We start from the raw sequence: 17419 nt of genomic DNA, 5'->3' as shown, positions 1-17419 counted from the left end.
TGCCCCCCCGCACGACCGAAGGAGACCCGTCGTGGAATCGATGGTCCGCGTCCAGCCGCTCGATTGCGACTTTTCGCTCGAAGCGCCCGAACGAAACCGCCGGTGGTACGAGGAGCGCGGGTACGAGTCGGCGTCGACGGCGTTGTTCCGGACCGTCGCTACGGGTGCCGACGTGATCCTCGACATCGGCGCTCATGTCGGCTATTACAGCCTGCTCGGCAAGTCGGCAGCACCCGACGCGCATGTCGTCGCGGTGGAGGCGTCGCCGGTCAACGCGCAGGTCCTGAAGCGGAACGTCGACTCGTCGGCACACCCGGACATCGACGTCGTGGTCGCTGCCTTCGCCGCGAAGAGCGGCACCGCAATGATCCAGCTGACCGAGGCCTCGGACAACTCAGGGTTCGGAGGGCACCCCAACTCGCCGACCGAGGAGTCGGTGGAGGTCCCGGCGGTCACCGCGGCCGACCTCAGCCTTCCTCACGGTGAGCGGATCGTCATCAAGCTAGACGTCGAGGGTTACGAGCTCGACGCCCTGCGTGGACTCGAAAGCGCGTTCGACCGCTACGGCGACGTCCGGATGCTCGTCGAGATGAATCCGAAGTGCCTGGTCCGCGCAGGTGTGACGGGCGACGACCTGGTCGAGCGGCTGACCGGCTACGGCTTTCGCCTTTTCGTGCTAGACGAGTCTTCCCGTGCGTGGCGGGAGCTGCGCGCGGGCGCTGATTGGACAGCGCTGATCGACCCCGCGAGCTACGCGAACCTGTATTGCGTGCGCGCGGATCGGTGCAGGACAGTATCGGCAGTCTTGCACTCGGGCGGTGTCACAGGCGCCCAGCGCAGCCATGTGGAGATGGTCGAGCGTCTCGTCGCTCAGGGGTTCATGGTCCATACGGTCGTCGCTGAGCCTGCCTTGGGGATCGAACACGAGCTCGTCCGCTGCGGTGGCTCGGTCGACGTGGTTCCGCACATGCCGTGGTGGTCAGTTCCGCCCGTAGGGTCGGAGACCGGTCCTGATGCATGGCTGAACAACGACTTTGTTCAACTGCCGCTCATTGATTCACTGGCACTGGTCGACGCGGACGTCGTCTTGAGCCAGAGTGGCGTGATTCCGCAAGGCGCGATTGCCGCCAGTGCCCTCAGGAAGCCGCACGTCTGGTATCTGCGCGAGTACGTCGATCTCGATCACGGCCTCGTTCCGCCCGCCGGCGATGTCGCGCAGATGGGCGCTCTCATCGAGACGCTCTCGGCAGTCGTGGTGGCGAACTCCGCGGCTGTCGCAGCCCACCTCTTCGGCACCCACGCAGAGCGAGTCGTCGTCGTCTCGCCCGTCCCGTCGCTAGAGGCGTCGACGCCTCCACGGGCGGGAGCGTCCGCCGGACCGATCCGTGTAGGCATCGTCGCGAGTCTCAACTTGCGCAAGGGGCAGGAAGATGCCGTCCGCGCCATCTCGATCCTTCGTGAGTTGGGCGTCGAGATCGAGCTTGACCTGATTGGACCGGCGTCCGACCCTGACCGTCAACGTGTGGAGCAGCTGGCGGCTGAGCGCGGTATTGCGGACCATGTGTACCTTCGGGGTGCGATCGCGGACCGTGACGAGGTGTACAGAGATCTCGATGTCGTGGCGGTCACGTCGCACGCAGAGGCATTCGGGCGGGTGCCGTTCGAGGCGACGAGCTACGGCGTCCCGGTTGTGTACGCAAATGTCGGCGGACCCGCTGAGTATCTTCGAGACGGCGTCACGGGGCTGAGCTATGTCGCCCGGGACGTCGAGAGCCTCGCCATCGCGCTCCGTCGACTCGTCGATGAGCCGGGACTCGGACAGAAGCTTGCGAAGACCGCCGCCGGTGACCTGCTTAACCCTGTCCGCGCGGTGGAGTACGACTCGGCGGTCCGTGCGTTCCTCGACCAGGCCGTCGAGAAGGTTCCGACGGCCTTCGCAGAACTGGTCGGCTCCGTTGCCCGGTCGGCAGTGGCCGGACAGCGCTGGCGTGCCTCGGCGAGCGCTGCGGAGGCGGACCTGGCAAGGGTGGCCAGCGAACACGACGACCTCGTCGCGACGCACGCGGCCCTCACGGCACAGCACGGTGCCCTTGTCGAGGGTCATCTGGGGTATGTCGAGATGCACGAGGGATTCGTCGTGGAGCGCGACGGGCTTGTGCAGCAGCTCCGCGATAGCGGCGAGGCGAACGCGGCGCTGCGTGCCGAACTCAGTGAAAGCCGCCACGCGAACGCGGCGCTGCGTACTGAGCTCGGCGACGCTCTTGATGCGCGCGCTTCGGCTGACGTCCGAGCAGCCGAGGAAGGTAGTCGCCGGGCTGACGCCGAGGCTCGGCTGGCGCTCATCGAAGGTTCGAGGACCTGGCGGGCCCGAATGGCTCTCCGGAGGACGCTCAGGCGCTGAACCTTTGCGCACGCCCTAGTGGTTCGTCGTTGAACCGACTTCGGGTAAGTGACCCCCTCGCGAACGATCAAACCTCCGGCCGAGTGAAGATCGTGGTCTGCCAGAGCAGGTTCTCGTACGGGCCGATGCCGAAGTAGTTCTTCTGCCTCCAGCCCATTGCCGCGAGGTCGGTGGAGATCTGCCCGTAGTCGGGTCGCTCAGAGTTGTCCAGCACCAACCATCCGCCCGGCTTGACCTTGGCATACGAGTGCTGGGCGCTTGCGACGCGCGCGCGTCCATCCACCAGGACGATGTCGAACGACCCGTTGTCGAACCGGTCGATGCTGCTGGTGTAGGTCGTGAAGTGATGGTCGGGATAGTTACGCGACAGCGCCCCGGGGGTGTCGCCGAGCACTCGCGGGTCGGGTTCCGCCAGGATGAACTCGACATTGGACCTGTCAGCGAGTTCCTCGCGCACCAGCAGCTGCCAGCCTGCATCATGCTCGACGCTGACGACGTGGGCGGCGAGCTTCGCGAAGAAGACGGTCGAACCGCCGGCCCCGAACTCGAAGACTCGCATCCTCGGCGTCACGATCGATTCGAGGGTCCTGAGTGCATCGTAGGTAACCCATGGAATGCCGTCGTGGAACGGAAGTCCACCGTTCGCCTTCTTGCGCAGGGTCGCGTCGCGTGGACTCAGGTACTTCAGTTGGCTTGGACGCAGTAACGCGTAGGCCAACGCGCGACGCCGGAGGCCCGGTACGGCCACAGCAGCGACTCGTTCATCGACGTTGAACAGCCGATCGAAGCGATTCATAACCCGTCCTCGGTCAGCGAATCTAGGTTCCCAGTGCCGGCGAACGAGGCGTCGATGGCCTCGGACGTTATGCCGCCGAGCCTAGTCATGTCAACGACGAGGGTGGCTTCCCCGCGCCGTGGGTGGCTCGGGTAGCAGCGCATCGAATAGGGCGGCTGGGTCGCTTCGTTCGGGACGAGCGGGCCGTCTAGTGAGTTTGTCGTCGATCGCCGTCGCTCGCTACGCCGAGGCGGTCGGGCGGAATGACGCCGCCCAGGCCCGCCGTCGCGATCGCCGGCCACGCTACCGCAACTCACTGGATCTGTGCCGCGCTGGAAGCGGGCGAAGGCTCCGACCGCGCGTTGCCGTAAGTCGTGCGCCTCCGCCTACATTCCAGCGGAAGCCATAGGGGGCGCGAGCCCAGAGACGCCCGACCAGCCCAAGCGTGAAGCCGACGATCAGCGACAGGTCGGCGCTTGAGTACGGGCGCGCCTGCTGGGACCACGTGCGTACGGCGTGAACGACGACTTCACGAGGTCTGCGTCGAACGGGACCGCATCGACACAATTCGAGCTCGGGATCGACACCCTCGCGACATTGAGGTGATATCAAGGCCGGCCGATGCCTCTAGGGGCGCCGAACGGCGCTCAGTGACCGGAAGGCATGCACGATGGGCATCTTCTCGCGACCGATCGGTCTGAAAGGTCGACGATCGAGCCGCAAGAGCCGCCAGGTCCAGCCGTTCTCTACCTGGTCCTCGATGTCGAGACGATGGGCTTGTCTCCGAGCGACAAGCGCGACCTCGAACTCACCCTCATTTGTATGGACGCAGACGGCGCAGTCGTCGCCGAGTGGACCCCCAAGACGACCCGCGACACCTGGTTTGTGATGCGACGCGCATCCAAGGCACCTCGGCGGTCGATGTTCGGATTGGGCACCGTGCCCGCCAGTCGTGCGGTGAAGGTATCGGGGGCCGGGCGAACCTCCGCAACACTCGCCCTCGTAACCAGGTGCCCAGGCTGCCAGCCGGCCGCTCCAGGCCGATCCGGTAGTCTTCCGTGCCGTGCGACGTCGACCATCGACTCCTCAGCCTGGTTGGCTCCGGCCTGCACGACTGCGCCCCGTCCGACACGACGAGGCAGACTAGAGCGAGGCGATCCTTGAGCGACTTCCGTAGTGCACCGGAGACAGTGTCCTCCGAAACCGCCTCCGTCGAGGGCCGACCGCTGGATCAAGCGTCCCCTGTCGTCGCCCGCCCCAAGACACGCGCTACCTTCCCCGCGTCGGAGGTCGAAGAGAAGCCGGGCATTCTCGCGAGGGCCCTGCGGACCCTGCGACATGAGCGCGGAATTCTCGCGTTCTTCCTGCTCATCTTCTTGCTTATGATGCCCTATCTGACTTTTGCCACCCCCTTTGTCGACGAGCTGGATAACCTCGTAGGGGCACTGGCGGTTGCGGATGGCGGGACGGTCTACAAAGACTTCTTCTCCCAGCACACGCCATTGATGTATTATATAATGGGACTGTTCGCGCGAATGGGCGTGTCGTCAGTTGCGGGTTTCCGAGTGTGCTTTTATGCGATCATTGCCAGCTTCTTCCTGTTTATCTACTATCGCTATAAGAAGACATTCGGCACCAGGACCCTCCTCCTTCTTCCCGTGCTCTTCGTGCTCGACATGGCTCGAAACCCCCTCGTGGGCACGGTGCTTTCCGACATGGTTCAGAGCATGGCGCTGTTGGTGCTGTACCTCGAGTTTTTCAGATTCGCCACAAGTAAGCCACAAAGACTGCCAAAGTCCAGCACCGTCGCCATCGCTCTCGCGATATTCTTCGCCGTTGGGACGGCGCTCATGTCGGTCTACGCTGTCGCTGCCATATTCCTGGGCGTCGTCCTGGTCGAAATCGAACGCGCTCGCGCAGGCGGAGAGGGCAATGCTGATTGGCACGGTGTCGTCACCAGTAGCAAACGCTTGCTCGGTCGCTTCACGCCCCTCGCTGGACTGCTACTAGCGTTGCTCGCGCTTTATACGGCTTATTTCGCCCTGAAACATGCGCTGCGTGCGATGATCTACCAGGCGTTTACTTTCAACACGGAAATCTACCCCAAATACCTGGGCATCGCGAGCACGCCGGCCGGCACGGTTCTGAATGGGCTAGTCCAGTATGCAGAGTACGTCGCGGCGACGTTTTCACAACTCTACACGTTCTCGTCCCTTGTGTCTGCGGTCTTAATCGTCGGCAATGTGGCCATGTGCTGCTACGTGTTCAAATTCAGTTCTGCCTTGAGTGTGGCGACCGCACTATTCACGGTTTACACCGGAATTCGGGGCTACGCTGACTTTCACGGCACCGCTTACACCATGTTTTCCTGGTTCTGCGTCGCCTATCTCGTCGAACGCGTCGTTCTGGAGGCTAGGGACCGACGTGCTGTGTTCGCAACAATCTTGCTCTTCGTCCTGTGTTTCGCCCCAACGTGGGGCGCCGGGCTTAAGGGCGTACATGGCTTGACGCACGCCTTTGATCGGCGCGCATCGAGTTACTACCTCGAGAAGTACGTTCCGTCAGGCGGTTACTTTTTCGACGCTTCTATGGATGTGCAGACCTATCTCGATAACGATGTCCGCCGGGCAAGCCGGGTCGCCAGTGGACTCGCGCCATGGATCGCCGAAGCCTATATGCCCGACGTGATCTCGGACATCGAAAACAACAAGCCTAACGTGGTATTCTATGACCCCAACGACGAGGTTTGGGGACATAGGTATAGCGAATACAGCCAGCCCCTTCAGGCGCTGCTCGACCGAGACTATGTCTACTACCCGTACTCCGACGCCGCCGAGACGTACTCGGACGCCGAGAGCGCCCGGGTGTGGATCCGAAAGGGCATCGGCGTCGACCAACTGTTCAGCGAGGTCGTCTACGCCACCAGCACCGCGGATGCGACGATGGCGCCCGCTGGTGAGATCGCCGGTCAAACGGAGATTTTGCAGACCTTTGATCTGGCTGCATCTGACGTGGGCGCGGCCTCGGTCGACGTTGCTACGTATTCTCGGACGAACACCTCGCACCTCAATTTTGAATTTGGGCAGCTGAATGTCGCCGACAACGTGAAGACTCCGTTGTACAAGGGCACGATCGACGCGGCCGAGCTCAAGGACAACGCAATGCACACGGTGAAGTTCGATCAAGAGCTCAACGTGCCTGCCGGGCAGTACTACATCCGACTCACCACGGACGACGCCACACCCGGGAACGCGGTGACGGTGTGGACGGCGGACGGTGGGGAGTCGGCCGGTGGCGCCGACCATCTTTTCGTGAATGGCAAGGAATCCCCGGCGGAAATGAACTTCCAGATCATGAATTGAAGACCGCACGGTGCGCGTCGGCTCCGCATCCCGTGCGGCCGCCCTCAGCTGGACGGACCAATGCTGTATCGGCCCTGTGGGCGTCAAGCGCAGCCGCGTCAGGTCGGGAGGTACGCCCTTCTCGTCGACGTCCGCGTGGCGGCGTGTGATCTTGGCTGGTGTGGATGCCGTCGACCTGTGGCCGCAGCATCAGTTCATGTCGGTCGCGAAGTCGTGGAGGAGCGGCCTGTCGGCTACCAGGCGCGCGAAAGGCGGTCGAGCCGGACGGTCGCGATATCGGACCGTGCCGTGGTCATCGGTCGGTCTCCAGAAGGCCCAGGAGATATGTGCCGTAGCCCGACTTCACGAGCTGCTCGGCGCGGACGCACAGGTCGTCGTCGGAGAGGAAGCCGCGGCGCCACGCGACCTCTTCGGGCGCTCCGATCTTGAGCCCCTGCCGGTGCTCGATCGTCCGGACGTAGTCGCTGGCCTCGAGGAGCGAGTCGAACGTCCCGGTGTCGAGCCACGCGGTGCCGCGGGGGAGTACCTCGACCTGAAGGCGTCCCTGCTCGAGGTAGGTGCGGTTGACGTCGGTGATCTCATACTCGCCGCGGGCCGACGGTTGGAGGTCCCGAGCGATCGCGATGACGTCGTTGTCGTAGAAGTAGAGGCCGGGCACGGCGTAGTTCGATCGCGGTACGGCGGGCTTCTCCTCGAGGGACAGAGCGCGACCCGACTCGTCGAACTCGACGACGCCGTAAGAGGTCGGGTCGGCGACGCGGTACGCGAAGACGGCGCCACCCTCGATGTCCTCGAACCGCTGCAGTGTCGAGCCGAGGCCCGGGCCGTAGAAGATGTTGTCCCCGAGCACGAGGGCGGTCGAGTCGTTCCCGACGAAGTCCGCACCCAGCACGAACGCTTGCGCGAGACCGTTCGGCTCGGCCTGGACCGTGTAGGTGATGGAGATCCCGAACTGCGAGCCGTCGCCGAGGAGGCGCTGGAACTGCTCGGCATCGTGCGGAGTCGTGATGATCAGAACATCGCGGATGCCCGCCAGGATCAGTGTCGACAGGGGGTAGTAGATCATCGGCTTGTCGTAGACAGGAACGAGCTGCTTGCTCACCCCGAGCGTGATCGGGTGCAGTCGCGTGCCGGAGCCGCCGGCCAAGATGATCCCTCGCATGGGTCGACAGTCTGACGTATTCAGCGGGCGCGATCGAACCGCATCACGTGGCCCTAGGTAAAGTGCTGCGACCGGCCGCCAAGTCGAAGAGGTTTTCGTGCAGGGACACACATCCGCCGGACCCACCATCCTCGTCGACGGAACTCCCGTCTCGCGGCGCACCGACGGGATCGGACGTTGGAGCGCGAACGTGCTCCGCGAGACCGCACTTGCGCGCCCGGACTGGCGGCTCGTGGTCGTCGGCTTCTCGGACGACCGGTCGCGCCCCTACCTGCTGCCGGAGCTCCCCAACGTGGAGCGGCTGTTCCTGCCGGTCCCTCGCCGCGCCTACCAGGCGGTGTACTCGCTGGTCGGGCGCATGCCGGTGGACCGGTGGGTGCCTCGGGCGGATGCGCTCGTGAGCACCAACTACACGGCGTTCCCGGCCGTGTCGAACACGCCGTCGGTCGTGACGGTGTTCGACCTCGCGTACGTCGACCTGCCCGACGTCATCGAGAAGCGCAACCTCGCCCACCTGCGCAAGCACGTGCCCCGCACGATGACCGAGGCGTCGGCCATCACCACCATCTCGCCGTTCACGGAGTCCCGCATCGACGCCGAGTTCCCCGGGCACGCGCCCGTGCATCTCGTGGACTGCGGCCTGGATCCGCAGTTCCTCGCCCCACGGTCGAGTGGTGGCCCGCGGCTTCCCGATGGCTACGTGCTGGCGGTCGGCACCCTGGAGCCGCGCAAGAACCTCGTCACTCTTCTCCGCGCGTGGGCGCTGCTCGACCCGGACGTGCGCCGTCGGCACCCGCTCGTGGTCGTCGGGAGTGCCGGTTGGGGGGAGCAGCAGCCGCCGGCTGATATCCCGGCGGACGTCCTGGCAGGCGTGACGTTCACCGGGTACGTGGAGGACGCCGACCTTCCAGCGGTCTACGCGGGCGCGGCCCTGTTCGTCTTCCCGAGCCGGTACGAGGGGTTCGGGCTGCCACTGCTCGAGGCGATGTCCTGCGGCGTCCCTGCCGTGGTGTCCGACATCCCTCCCTTCCATGAGATCGGGACCGACCTTGTGGACTATGCCGACCCGGACGACCCGAGCGACTTCGCTCGGGCGGTGACGGAACGACTCGGGTCTCGCGACGACGGCCGGGTGGCTCTGGCGAGTGAGCGTGCACGGGCGTGGACTTGGGAGCGCAGCGGCGCGCAGATGGCCGCGACGATCGAGGGGGTGCTGCGATGAGGATCCTGGTCGACGCGACGGCGGTCCCGGCCGACCGCGGGGGAGTCGGCCGGTATGTCGATGCCCTGCTTCCGGCGCTCACGGACCTGCACCTCGAGGTCGTCGTCGTCTGTCAGCCGCGCGACGTGGACCTGCTCCGGACGATCGCGCCGGCCGCACGGCTGGTTGCGGCCCCGGCGCTCACCGCCAAGCGCCCGGTCCGCATGCTCTGGGAGCAGCTGGGGCTCCCCAGGGTCGCCCGACGCGTGCACGCCGACGTGCTGCTGAGCCCGCACTACACGATGCCGGTCCGGCCTGGTCTCCCGGTCGTCGTGACCCTGCACGACGCCACCTTCTTCAGCCATCCGGAGCTTCACTCGCCGATCAAGGCGCGCTTCTTCCGCCGCGCGATCCGCTATGCGGTGCGGCACGCGGCAGCGCTGGTCGTGCCGTCGCAGGCGACCGCCACCGAGGTCGTGCGGTTCGCAGGAGCGGACGCGGCGCAGTTCCACGTCGCGTACCACGGCGTCGACACGACGATCTTCCACCCGGTCGACGACGCGGAGCGTGCCCGCGTTCGCGCGACTCTCGACATCGGGGAGCGGCCCTACGTCGCGTTCCTGGGCACCCTGGAGCCTCGCAAGAATGTTCCGGCCCTCATCCGCGGCTGGGTGGCGGCGACCGACGGTCGCGACGAGGCGCTCGTGATGGCGGGGGGACCGGGCTGGGACACCGAGGTCGAGCCGACGCTGGCTGCGCTGCCCGAGCACAAGGTCGCCAGACGTACCGGGTACCTCCCGCTGGAGGACCTGCCCGGTTTCTTGTCAGGCGCCCGCGTCGTCGCCTACCCGAGCCTCGGTGAGGGGTTCGGGCTGCCCGTGCTCGAGGCCATGGCGTGCGGCGCAGCCGTGCTGACCACGCGCGAGCTGTCGCTGCCGGAGGTCGGCGGGGACGCGGTCGCGTACTGCGGTACGGACGACACGAGCATCGGCCGCGAGCTGCGCGCCTTGCTCGCTGACGACGAGCGTCGCGCAGACCTGTCGACCGCCGCACTCCAGCGTGCCGCGACCTTCACGTGGGACGCCGCGGCGCGCGTGCACGTCTCCGCGTTCGAGTCAGCGAATACTCGTTCTGTCAGGACGAACCCGGCGTCTCGGTAGGATGCACCGTCCGGCCGGCCGATCGAAGAGGGTTCAGTGCTAAGGATTGCCCCCGCCACCCAGCCCTACGCCTGGGGTTCGCCCACCGCGATCCAGGACCTCTTCGGTCCTGCCACGACGGACCTGGTCGCTGAGGCGTGGATGGGTGCGCACGCGTCTGCTCCGTCCCGGGTGCTCAGCAACGGGATGCGAGGGCTGGACGAGCTGATCGCATCGGACGCCGAGGGTGCGCTCGGGCAGGACGTGGTGACGCGGTTCGGCCCGGTCCTGCCGTACCTGCTCAAGGTCATCGCCGCCGACCGGCCGCTGTCGCTGCAGGTGCACCCGCACATCGAGCGCGCACGCAAGGGTCACGCGGAGGAGGAGGCGGCGGGCATCCCGCTCGACGCCCCGCACCGGAACTACCGCGACACCAACCACAAGCCCGAGCTGGTCTACGCGCTGACCCGGTTCGACGCGCTGTGCGGTTTCCGGGCACCGCGCCGCGCAGCCGAGCTGCTGGCGGACCTGGACGCCCCGCTGGCCCGCGAGCTGCACGAGGCCCTGATCGCGAACCCGACGCCCGACGGGATCCGTGCGGCCTTCACGCTGCTCCTCGAGCCGGAGACCCGCCCCAGCGCCGAGGCCGTCTGCGAGGTGGCGGATGCGTGCGCGCGTCGCCTCTCGACCGGGTCGCCGTCGCCGCGCGCGGACCGCAACGTCGCCCTGCTGCAGGAGGCGTACCCCGGCGACCCTGGCGTGGTGATCTCGCTGCTGCTCAACCCGGTCACCCTGCAGCCTGGTGACGCGATGTTCATGCCCGCCGGCGGTGTGCACGCGTACCTGCGCGGTATGGGCGTCGAGATCATGGCCAACTCGGACAACGTCCTGCGGGCCGGGCTCACTCCCAAGCACATCGACGTGCCCGAGGTGCTGCGGAACGTGGACTACATCGCCGCTCCTCCCATCAGAATCGCCCCTGAGGTGTTCCACGGCGCGACGCGTGTCTTCTATGCGCCGGTCGACGACTTCGAGCTGTCCGTGACGGAGATCAGGGACGACGCGGTGCACCCACTTCCGGGTCGTGGGCCGCGCATCCTGCTGTGTCTCGAGGGTGCGATCACGATCGCGACGGGTGACGGTTCGGCGTTGACGCTGGAGCGTGGACAGGTCGCGTTCGTCCCGGCGAGCGACGGTCCGCTGACTGGCAGAGGTGGCGGCGTCGTCGTCCAGGCCGACGTGCCGTGACGTGGGCGGCGCCCCGATAGCATCGGGGAGCCTCACGGCGGCCACGCCGATGCTGCAGGCGACGTGGCGACAGGACGGTCATGAAGATCTTCATCCAGGTTCCGTGCCTCAACGAAGAGGCGACGCTGCCCGACGTCCTAAAGTCGATCCCGCACATCATCGAGGGTGTCGACGAGGTCGAGATCCTCATCATCGACGACGGCTCCACGGACCGGACGGTCGAGGTGGCGCGGGGTCTCGGCATCACACACGTCGTCCGTCACGCGCGGAACATGGGCCTGGCGCGGTCGTTCCGCGACGGTGTCGACTACGCGCTGTCGCACGGAGCGGACATCGTCGTGAACACGGACGGCGACAACCAGTACCCCCAGGACCGCATCCCCGACCTGGTGCGCCCGATCGTCCAGGGCCGTGCGGACATCGTCATCGCGGACCGTCAGACGTCCACCATCGAACACTTCTCGCGGTTCAAGAAGCTGATGCAGCGCGTGGGCAGCCGGGTGGTCAACGGAGCAGCGGACACAGACCTGCCTGATGCGGCGAGCGGGTTCCGGGCCTACTCGCGAGCGTCGCTGCTCCGGCTGAACATCGTCACGGACTTCAGCTACACCATGGAGACGATCATCCAGGCGGGCCACAAGCGGCTGCGCATCGAGAGCGTCCCGGTGGTGACCAATGCGGAGACCCGCGAGTCGCGCCTCTTCAAGACGATCTACCACCACATGTTCAAGTCGGCGTCGGCGATCGTGCGCAGCTACCTGATGTTCAAGCCGCACGTCATCTTCCTGACCTTGACGGTCGTGTTCGGGGCGCTGGCGCTGGTCCCGTTCGTGCGCTTCGTCGTGCTCTGGGTCGCGTCCGACGGGCAGGGCGGGCACGTCCAGTCGCTGATCTTCGGCTCGATCATGACGGTCGCGGCCCTGCTGTCCCTGTCGCTCGGCGTGCTGTCGGACCTGCAGCGCGTCAACCGTGTGCTGCTCGAGGACCAGCTCGAGCGGATCAAGGAGATGCAGTACCGGAGGTGACCGGTTCGAGGGTCCCGTCGGGACGGATCGTCGCCACCCAGAGTCGCGAGGTGGTCTCGTCGGCGCTGTACGGGATCTTCTGCAGGCGCTCGCGCCACGAGGTGATCGTGCTGGTGCGCAAGGGCTCGGGCGCCACGCCGTCCGGCCAGCTCACCGTGTAGGGCACGAAGGTCACGACCTTGACGTCCTGGTCGCCCCAGGCCTGACGGATCGCCCGCAGGTCGCCCCTCCCCATCGGCTCCAGCGCCTGGACGACCTCCACGTCGCACATCGTCCGCAGCGTCGCGAGGTAGGGCGGTGCCACCTTTCCGACATGCACGTAGACGACGGGGTCGTCCCCGATGGCGTCGCAGGCCGCGTGCAGCTCTCCCAGTCGGCCGTCCTGCTCGACCGCCGCCATCGCGGGTCCCCACGTGAGCGCGGGGAAGACGGCGACCGCGACGGCGCCGATGGCGGCGAACGTGCGCCCCGCCTGAGTCCGCCGGGACCAGAGCACGTCGATCGTGACGGTCGCTGCGAGGAGGAAGCCGGGGATCGTCACGGGCAGGAACCGCCGCATGGCCCAGATCTGGTCGGGCGTGATGTTCACGACCCACAGGTAGAGCAACGACGGCGCGACGACGACGCCGAAGACGAGGGCGAGCCGCGGGTCGCGTCGTGCGACGACCCGGTGCAGGACGATCGCCAGACCGACGACCGCCAGCACGACCATGGGCCAGCCGAAGTACCAGGCGTGCCACGACAGGGACGACTCGTCGTAGCTGCGGGTCGAGTCGACCGCCACGTGCGCGTTCATCTGGAGCGTCGCGACGTGGTGGGAGTACCCGGTGTGCGCCGGGACGTGGTGGTTGACCATCCACATCGGCCGGCTGGCCAGGAACACAGCCACGACGCCGACGGCCGCTGCCGCCGCGGTCGCGAGCCTGCGCCGGTGCAGCAGGACCCAGCGCCGCGCGGGGTCGAGCCGGTGCAGCATCCCCAGTGCGACGACAGCGGCGACGGCTACGACGAGCAGACCGATGAGCGAGGTGTACTGCTCGTACTGGTTGTAGAGGTACTGCTCGCTGTGCAGGCGCAGGTCCAGGTAGCCCAGCAGGACCATCGACAGCGCTCCGCCGGCGACGAGCCCGAGTGCCACGAGCTGACGCTGGCGGGTGCGCGGCGGTACGGCCGCTGCTGCGGTCAGCCCGATGCCGGCGATCAGCCCGACGACCGCTGCGGCGCCGTCGATGCGCACCAGGGCGGTCGCGCCGATCATGCCGCCGGCGACCAGGTAGCGCGCCGACGACCGCGTCTCGATCGCGGACCACGCCATCGTGAGACCACCGAACACCAGAGCCATGGCGAGCGGCTCGGTGTACGCGGCGCGCGAGAAGACCATCATCGGCATCGAGAGCGCCAGCGCGGTGACGGGGACCAGCGCGAACGCAGGTCGGACGATCCGGCGACCGAGCGCGAACACGGCGAGGAGCGCCACGGCTCCGATGAGCAGGTTGGCGCGCAGGACCGCCTGCTCACCGCCCGCCCAGCCCGCCAGGCCCAGCATCCCGGGCAGCAGCTTGGCGCCCTGCACCTGCAACGACCCACCGACGAGGTCGTACGCGCCGGTCGCTGCCGTCAGGCCGGGGATCGCGTGCTGGACGCTCGACGCGGCCCCCACGGGGATGTCCGGGGAGGCATGGCCGGACAGCCACAGGCCCTCGAGCGTGAGGAAGCCCGGGTCGCGCCAGACCGTGATGAACGTGGACGCGAAGGGGAGGTTCACGGCGAGCCACACGAGGCCCGCACCGAGCGCGGCGATCGACGATACGAGGTGCGCGCGAGTGACCGGGAGCGCCGCGGGCGTGAACCTCCAGGTCGACGCGACCACCACGGCGAGGAGCGGGAGCACGACGTACGGCCGGAACTGCGAGACGAGCACGCACCCGGATACGACCAGTGCGCACCAGAACAGCAGCATCACGATCCGGTCGGGCAGTCCCACGACGACCCTGGCCCAACGGGCGGGCTCGGGTTGCACGGGAGCCGGCGGCTGCGCCACCCGTTGCGGCGCCGCTGTGCTCGTGTGCGGTGGGTTCACGTGCGGAGTCTCGTCTCTCGTCGGCGGATCGGCACGGCGACCCTATCCGCGCCGTCTGTGGCCCCGAGGGCTCACTGGTCGTCGCGAGGGGTGGATCCCGGCGCCCGGCGGGCCAGCATCGCGCGGTGCCGGTTCTCGGCGAGCACGGCGGCCCCGGCACTGAGGAAGTCGCCCGCGATCATCAGCGCGCGGCTGACGAGCGCGAGCGCGAGCGCGGTGGAACGGTCCATGACCGGTGAGAGGGCCAGCACGAGCGCGGCCTCGCGTGCCCCCGCCCCGGCCGGGAGGACGACGATCACGAACCCGACCACCCAGGCCAGCGCGTACGCGCCGGTGGTGAGCAGCCCGAGCTTCGCCGACGAGACACCCGAGCCGGCCGCGAGCAGCCACAGGTGGGCGCCGAACGCAACCCACATCAGGACGGCCCACGCCGACGACCGCACGAGCGTCCGCCCTGAGATCTCGTCACTGCCGGGACGGCGCAGGACGCGGCGTGCGAGGGCGACCACGCGGTTGAACACCGGGGGGACCAGCATCACGATGCCTGCAACCGCCACGAAGAGCAGCCACCAGTACGCGCGCACCGCGTCGGCAGATGCGACGGACAGGGTCGAGCCCGCGACGACGATGCCCACGACCAGCCCGACGACCAGCTGGGTGAGTGCCGCGGACGCGGCCCGGGCCCGGGGGACGCCGTACTCCGTCGACAGCTCGGTCTGCGCGAGGACCGGCCAGATGCTGCCGGGGATGTACTTGCCGAGCTGGGACAGGAAGTACACGCGTGCGGCCGCCGAGACGGGCAAGGGGGAGCCCATGCCTGCCAGCACCGCCCGCCACGACAGGGCGGCCGCGGCCAGACCGACCAGGACGAACCCGAGCGATCCGGCGAGACTCGCCGCATCCAGGCGACGGACGGCGTCGACGATCTCCGACCACTGCCCGGCGACGAACACGGCGACGAACCCGACGACGAGGACGGCGCCCGCTGTCTTGAGCCACCGGGCGCGGGTGCGGCGAGAGGTCGCGTGCTCGGGGGTGGGCTGCACCCGACGATCGTAGGGGCGCGACGGCGGCCGACCGTCGGCGGTCGGTCAAGCGCCGGTACTGTCCGCTCCATGCCCAGGGTGCTCTTCGTGACGCGGAAGTTCCCGCCGTCGGTCGGTGGGATGCAGACCCTCGCCGCGGACGTCTGGCGCGCGCTGGAGGACGGTGAGGCGCGGCTCGTCTCGCACGGCGGACCGAACCGGTCGCTTCCCCTCTTCCTGGTGCGTGCCGTGCGCACGGCCAGGCGCGTCGCGCGTCGTCGGGAGGTCGACGTCGTGCTTGCCGGTGACGTGCTGATGTTCCTCGTCCTGCGGCCCTTCGTCCGGTCGGTCCGGTTGGCGACGATGGCGATGGGCAAGGACGTGGTCTGGTCACCGGGCGCCTACCAGTGGCTCGTCCGGCGGTGGCTGCCGGACGCGCACCAAGTCGTCGCGATCAGTCAGGCGACCGCTGCCGCCGCGGTCGCCGCCGGAGTCCCTGCCGACCGCGTCCAGGTCGTCCGGCTCGGCGTGGAGGTACCCACGGTCTCGGACCCGCAGGTGTCTCGGCGAGAGCTGCGCGAGAGCCTCGGTGTCGCCCCCGAGGCGGTGGTGATCGCCACGTTGGGGCGCCTCGTCCGCCGCAAGGGGGTCGCGTGGTTCATCCGCGACGTGCTCCCGGCCCTCCCCGCGGACTGTATCTACGTCGTCGCCGGGGACGGGGAGGACCGAGCAGGCGTGGTCCAGGCGCGCGCGACGATCGCCGACCCCGAGAAGGTGCGGCTCCTGGGCAGGGTGGACGACGCCGCTCGCGAGCTCCTGATGCGGGGGTGCGACATCTTCGTGCAGCCCAACATCCCTGTGGCCGGGGACATGGAGGGTTTCGGCCTGGTCGCTGTCGAGGCGGCAATGCGCGGTGCGCTCGTCGTGGTCGCGGATCTCGAAGGTCTGCGCGACGCCGTCGTCGACGGCCAGACCGGAATCGTCGTCACGGCACAGGATGCCGACGCGTGGACCCGAGAGCTCGACGCCTTGGTTGCCGGCGGTAGGGCGAGGTCGCTCGCCCAGCGCTACGCCGATGAGGCCCGGGACCTCTTCAGCCGTGAGCGGATGGGCGCAGAGCTGCGGAGAGTCCTAGGTGCCGACTAGGAGCGCGTGATCAGCTCCGACGCGACGAGGCGCGCGGCTCGATCCGCATCGGCATCGAGGGCGCTCGCGAGGTCCGCGTCGACCAGCACGACCGAGCCGTTCCGCGCGAGGACCCCGAGCACGTGCCGGACGTCGGTTGCCGAGGTGCGACCCCGGCCTGCCGTGACCAGCACCCGCTCTGCGCCCTCGGGGTGCGCGCCGAGCGCCCACGAGACGAGCTCACCGTGGTTCGGGCCGGGATCCACCGCAAGATCGGTGTGCGCCGGTGTGGGTGCCCAGCCGATCACGTCGCCGTAGGTCATCACGGATGCTGCGGCATCCAGCGCGCCGGGCGGCAGGTCGCCGACGAACCGTCGGGCGAGCGCCGGCAGGCTGACCGCGACCAGGTGGGTGGTGCTCGAGGTCGCGTACGACGAGGGGGAGTCCGTCACGACGACGTCTGCGGGAGGACCGCCGGCCAGCACGACGCACCCGCCGGCGCGCCATACGGCGAGCTGCCAGACGATGGTCCGCCAGTGGGTCGGCAGGTCGAGGAGGACCCGTGTCCCGGGTTCGACGTCAAGCTCCTCGACCAGGAGGTTGGTGGTCTTCGCCACCCAGTTGTCCAGCACCGCCCCGGAGAGCTCGACCCGGTCACCGTCGGCCGCGTACCAGGTGATGCGAGGACGCCCCGGCTCACGCGTCAGGAGGGTGAGGAGGTCGGGGATGGTCGCTGGAGGCACGCCGCAACCCTACGGCGACACGCCCGGGGGACCAGAATCACCGAAGATCACCCGGAGAAACCGGGCAAATACCACCTCTCGGCTTGACCAACGCGAACGACACGCGTGTAATTCCTAGGAAGGGATTCACCCG

Annotated in this window: 12 protein-coding genes; 7 read left to right on the top strand and 5 right to left on the bottom strand. The window is 67.8% G+C overall.

Annotated features, from left to right (window positions below; genetic code table 11):
- Positions 1–40 precede the first annotated feature (40 nt).
- The gene (locus N553_RS0112945) at positions 41–2401 is read left to right on the top strand and encodes an FkbM family methyltransferase (RefSeq protein ID WP_028046870.1); all 2361 of its coding nucleotides are present in this window, start codon (positions 41–43) and stop codon (positions 2399–2401) included.
- 67 nt (positions 2402–2468) lie between these two features.
- Here N553_RS0112945 and N553_RS22605 read toward each other — a convergent pair whose 3' ends face one another.
- Positions 2469–3197, bottom strand: a complete 729-nt coding sequence (locus tag N553_RS22605; RefSeq protein WP_156043820.1) for a class I SAM-dependent methyltransferase — start codon at positions 3195–3197, stop codon at positions 2469–2471.
- Between the two features lie 1139 nt (positions 3198–4336).
- Here N553_RS22605 and N553_RS0112930 point away from each other — a divergent pair.
- Entirely contained in the window at positions 4337–6538 is a 2202-nt protein-coding gene (locus tag N553_RS0112930; protein WP_156043819.1) for a hypothetical protein, read from the top strand.
- 292 nt (positions 6539–6830) lie between these two features.
- Here N553_RS0112930 and rfbA read toward each other — a convergent pair whose 3' ends face one another.
- Complete coding sequence (gene rfbA, locus N553_RS0112925; RefSeq protein WP_028046867.1) at positions 6831–7700, bottom strand: glucose-1-phosphate thymidylyltransferase RfbA; 870 nt, start codon at positions 7698–7700, stop codon at positions 6831–6833.
- A gap of 97 nt (positions 7701–7797) precedes the next feature.
- Between rfbA and N553_RS22600 the strand changes: the two genes are divergently transcribed.
- From N553_RS22600 to N553_RS0112905, 4 genes are all read left to right on the top strand, one after another.
- Entirely contained in the window at positions 7798–8922 is a 1125-nt protein-coding gene (locus N553_RS22600) for a glycosyltransferase family 1 protein (RefSeq protein WP_034621886.1), read from the top strand.
- The gene (locus N553_RS22595; RefSeq protein WP_034621884.1) at positions 8919–10061 is read left to right on the top strand and encodes a glycosyltransferase family 1 protein; all 1143 of its coding nucleotides are present in this window, start codon (positions 8919–8921) and stop codon (positions 10059–10061) included. The genes N553_RS22600 and N553_RS22595 overlap by 4 nt, the downstream gene beginning before the upstream one ends.
- 36 nt (positions 10062–10097) lie before the next feature.
- Complete coding sequence (gene manA, locus N553_RS0112910; RefSeq protein ID WP_028046866.1) at positions 10098–11288, top strand: mannose-6-phosphate isomerase, class I; 1191 nt, start codon at positions 10098–10100, stop codon at positions 11286–11288.
- 80 nt (positions 11289–11368) lie between these two features.
- The gene (locus tag N553_RS0112905) at positions 11369–12313 is read left to right on the top strand and encodes a glycosyltransferase family 2 protein (protein ID WP_028046865.1); all 945 of its coding nucleotides are present in this window, start codon (positions 11369–11371) and stop codon (positions 12311–12313) included.
- Here the strand turns inward: N553_RS0112905 and N553_RS0112900 are convergent.
- Together N553_RS0112900 and N553_RS22590 are read right to left on the bottom strand one after the other, a co-directional pair.
- Complete coding sequence (locus N553_RS0112900; protein ID WP_156043818.1) at positions 12288–14393, bottom strand: hypothetical protein; 2106 nt, start codon at positions 14391–14393, stop codon at positions 12288–12290. The two genes, N553_RS0112905 and N553_RS0112900, sit on opposite strands and share 26 nt — an antisense overlap.
- A gap of 71 nt (positions 14394–14464) precedes the next feature.
- A complete protein-coding gene (locus tag N553_RS22590) occupies positions 14465–15439 on the bottom strand; it encodes a lysylphosphatidylglycerol synthase transmembrane domain-containing protein (protein ID WP_051640130.1) in 975 nt (324 codons plus the stop codon).
- A 69-nt stretch (positions 15440–15508) separates the two neighbouring features.
- On the opposite strand from N553_RS22590, the gene N553_RS0112890 reads away from it, so the two are divergent.
- On the top strand, positions 15509–16564 hold the full coding sequence (locus N553_RS0112890; protein WP_028046863.1) for a glycosyltransferase family 4 protein: 1056 nt from the start codon (positions 15509–15511) through the stop codon (positions 16562–16564).
- Here the strand turns inward: N553_RS0112890 and N553_RS0112885 are convergent.
- Positions 16561–17286, bottom strand: coding sequence for a TIGR03089 family protein (locus tag N553_RS0112885; RefSeq protein WP_028046862.1), 726 nt, complete (start codon positions 17284–17286; stop codon positions 16561–16563). The two genes, N553_RS0112890 and N553_RS0112885, sit on opposite strands and share 4 nt — an antisense overlap.
- Positions 17287–17419 lie beyond the last annotated feature (133 nt).

It is taken from the genome of Cellulomonas sp. URHE0023 (assembly GCF_000688475.1).
Classification (GTDB): domain Bacteria; phylum Actinomycetota; class Actinomycetes; order Actinomycetales; family Cellulomonadaceae; genus Cellulomonas.
The sequence above is the reverse complement of the archived record's forward strand: the minus strand, read 5'-3'. Positions and strand labels throughout refer to the sequence as shown.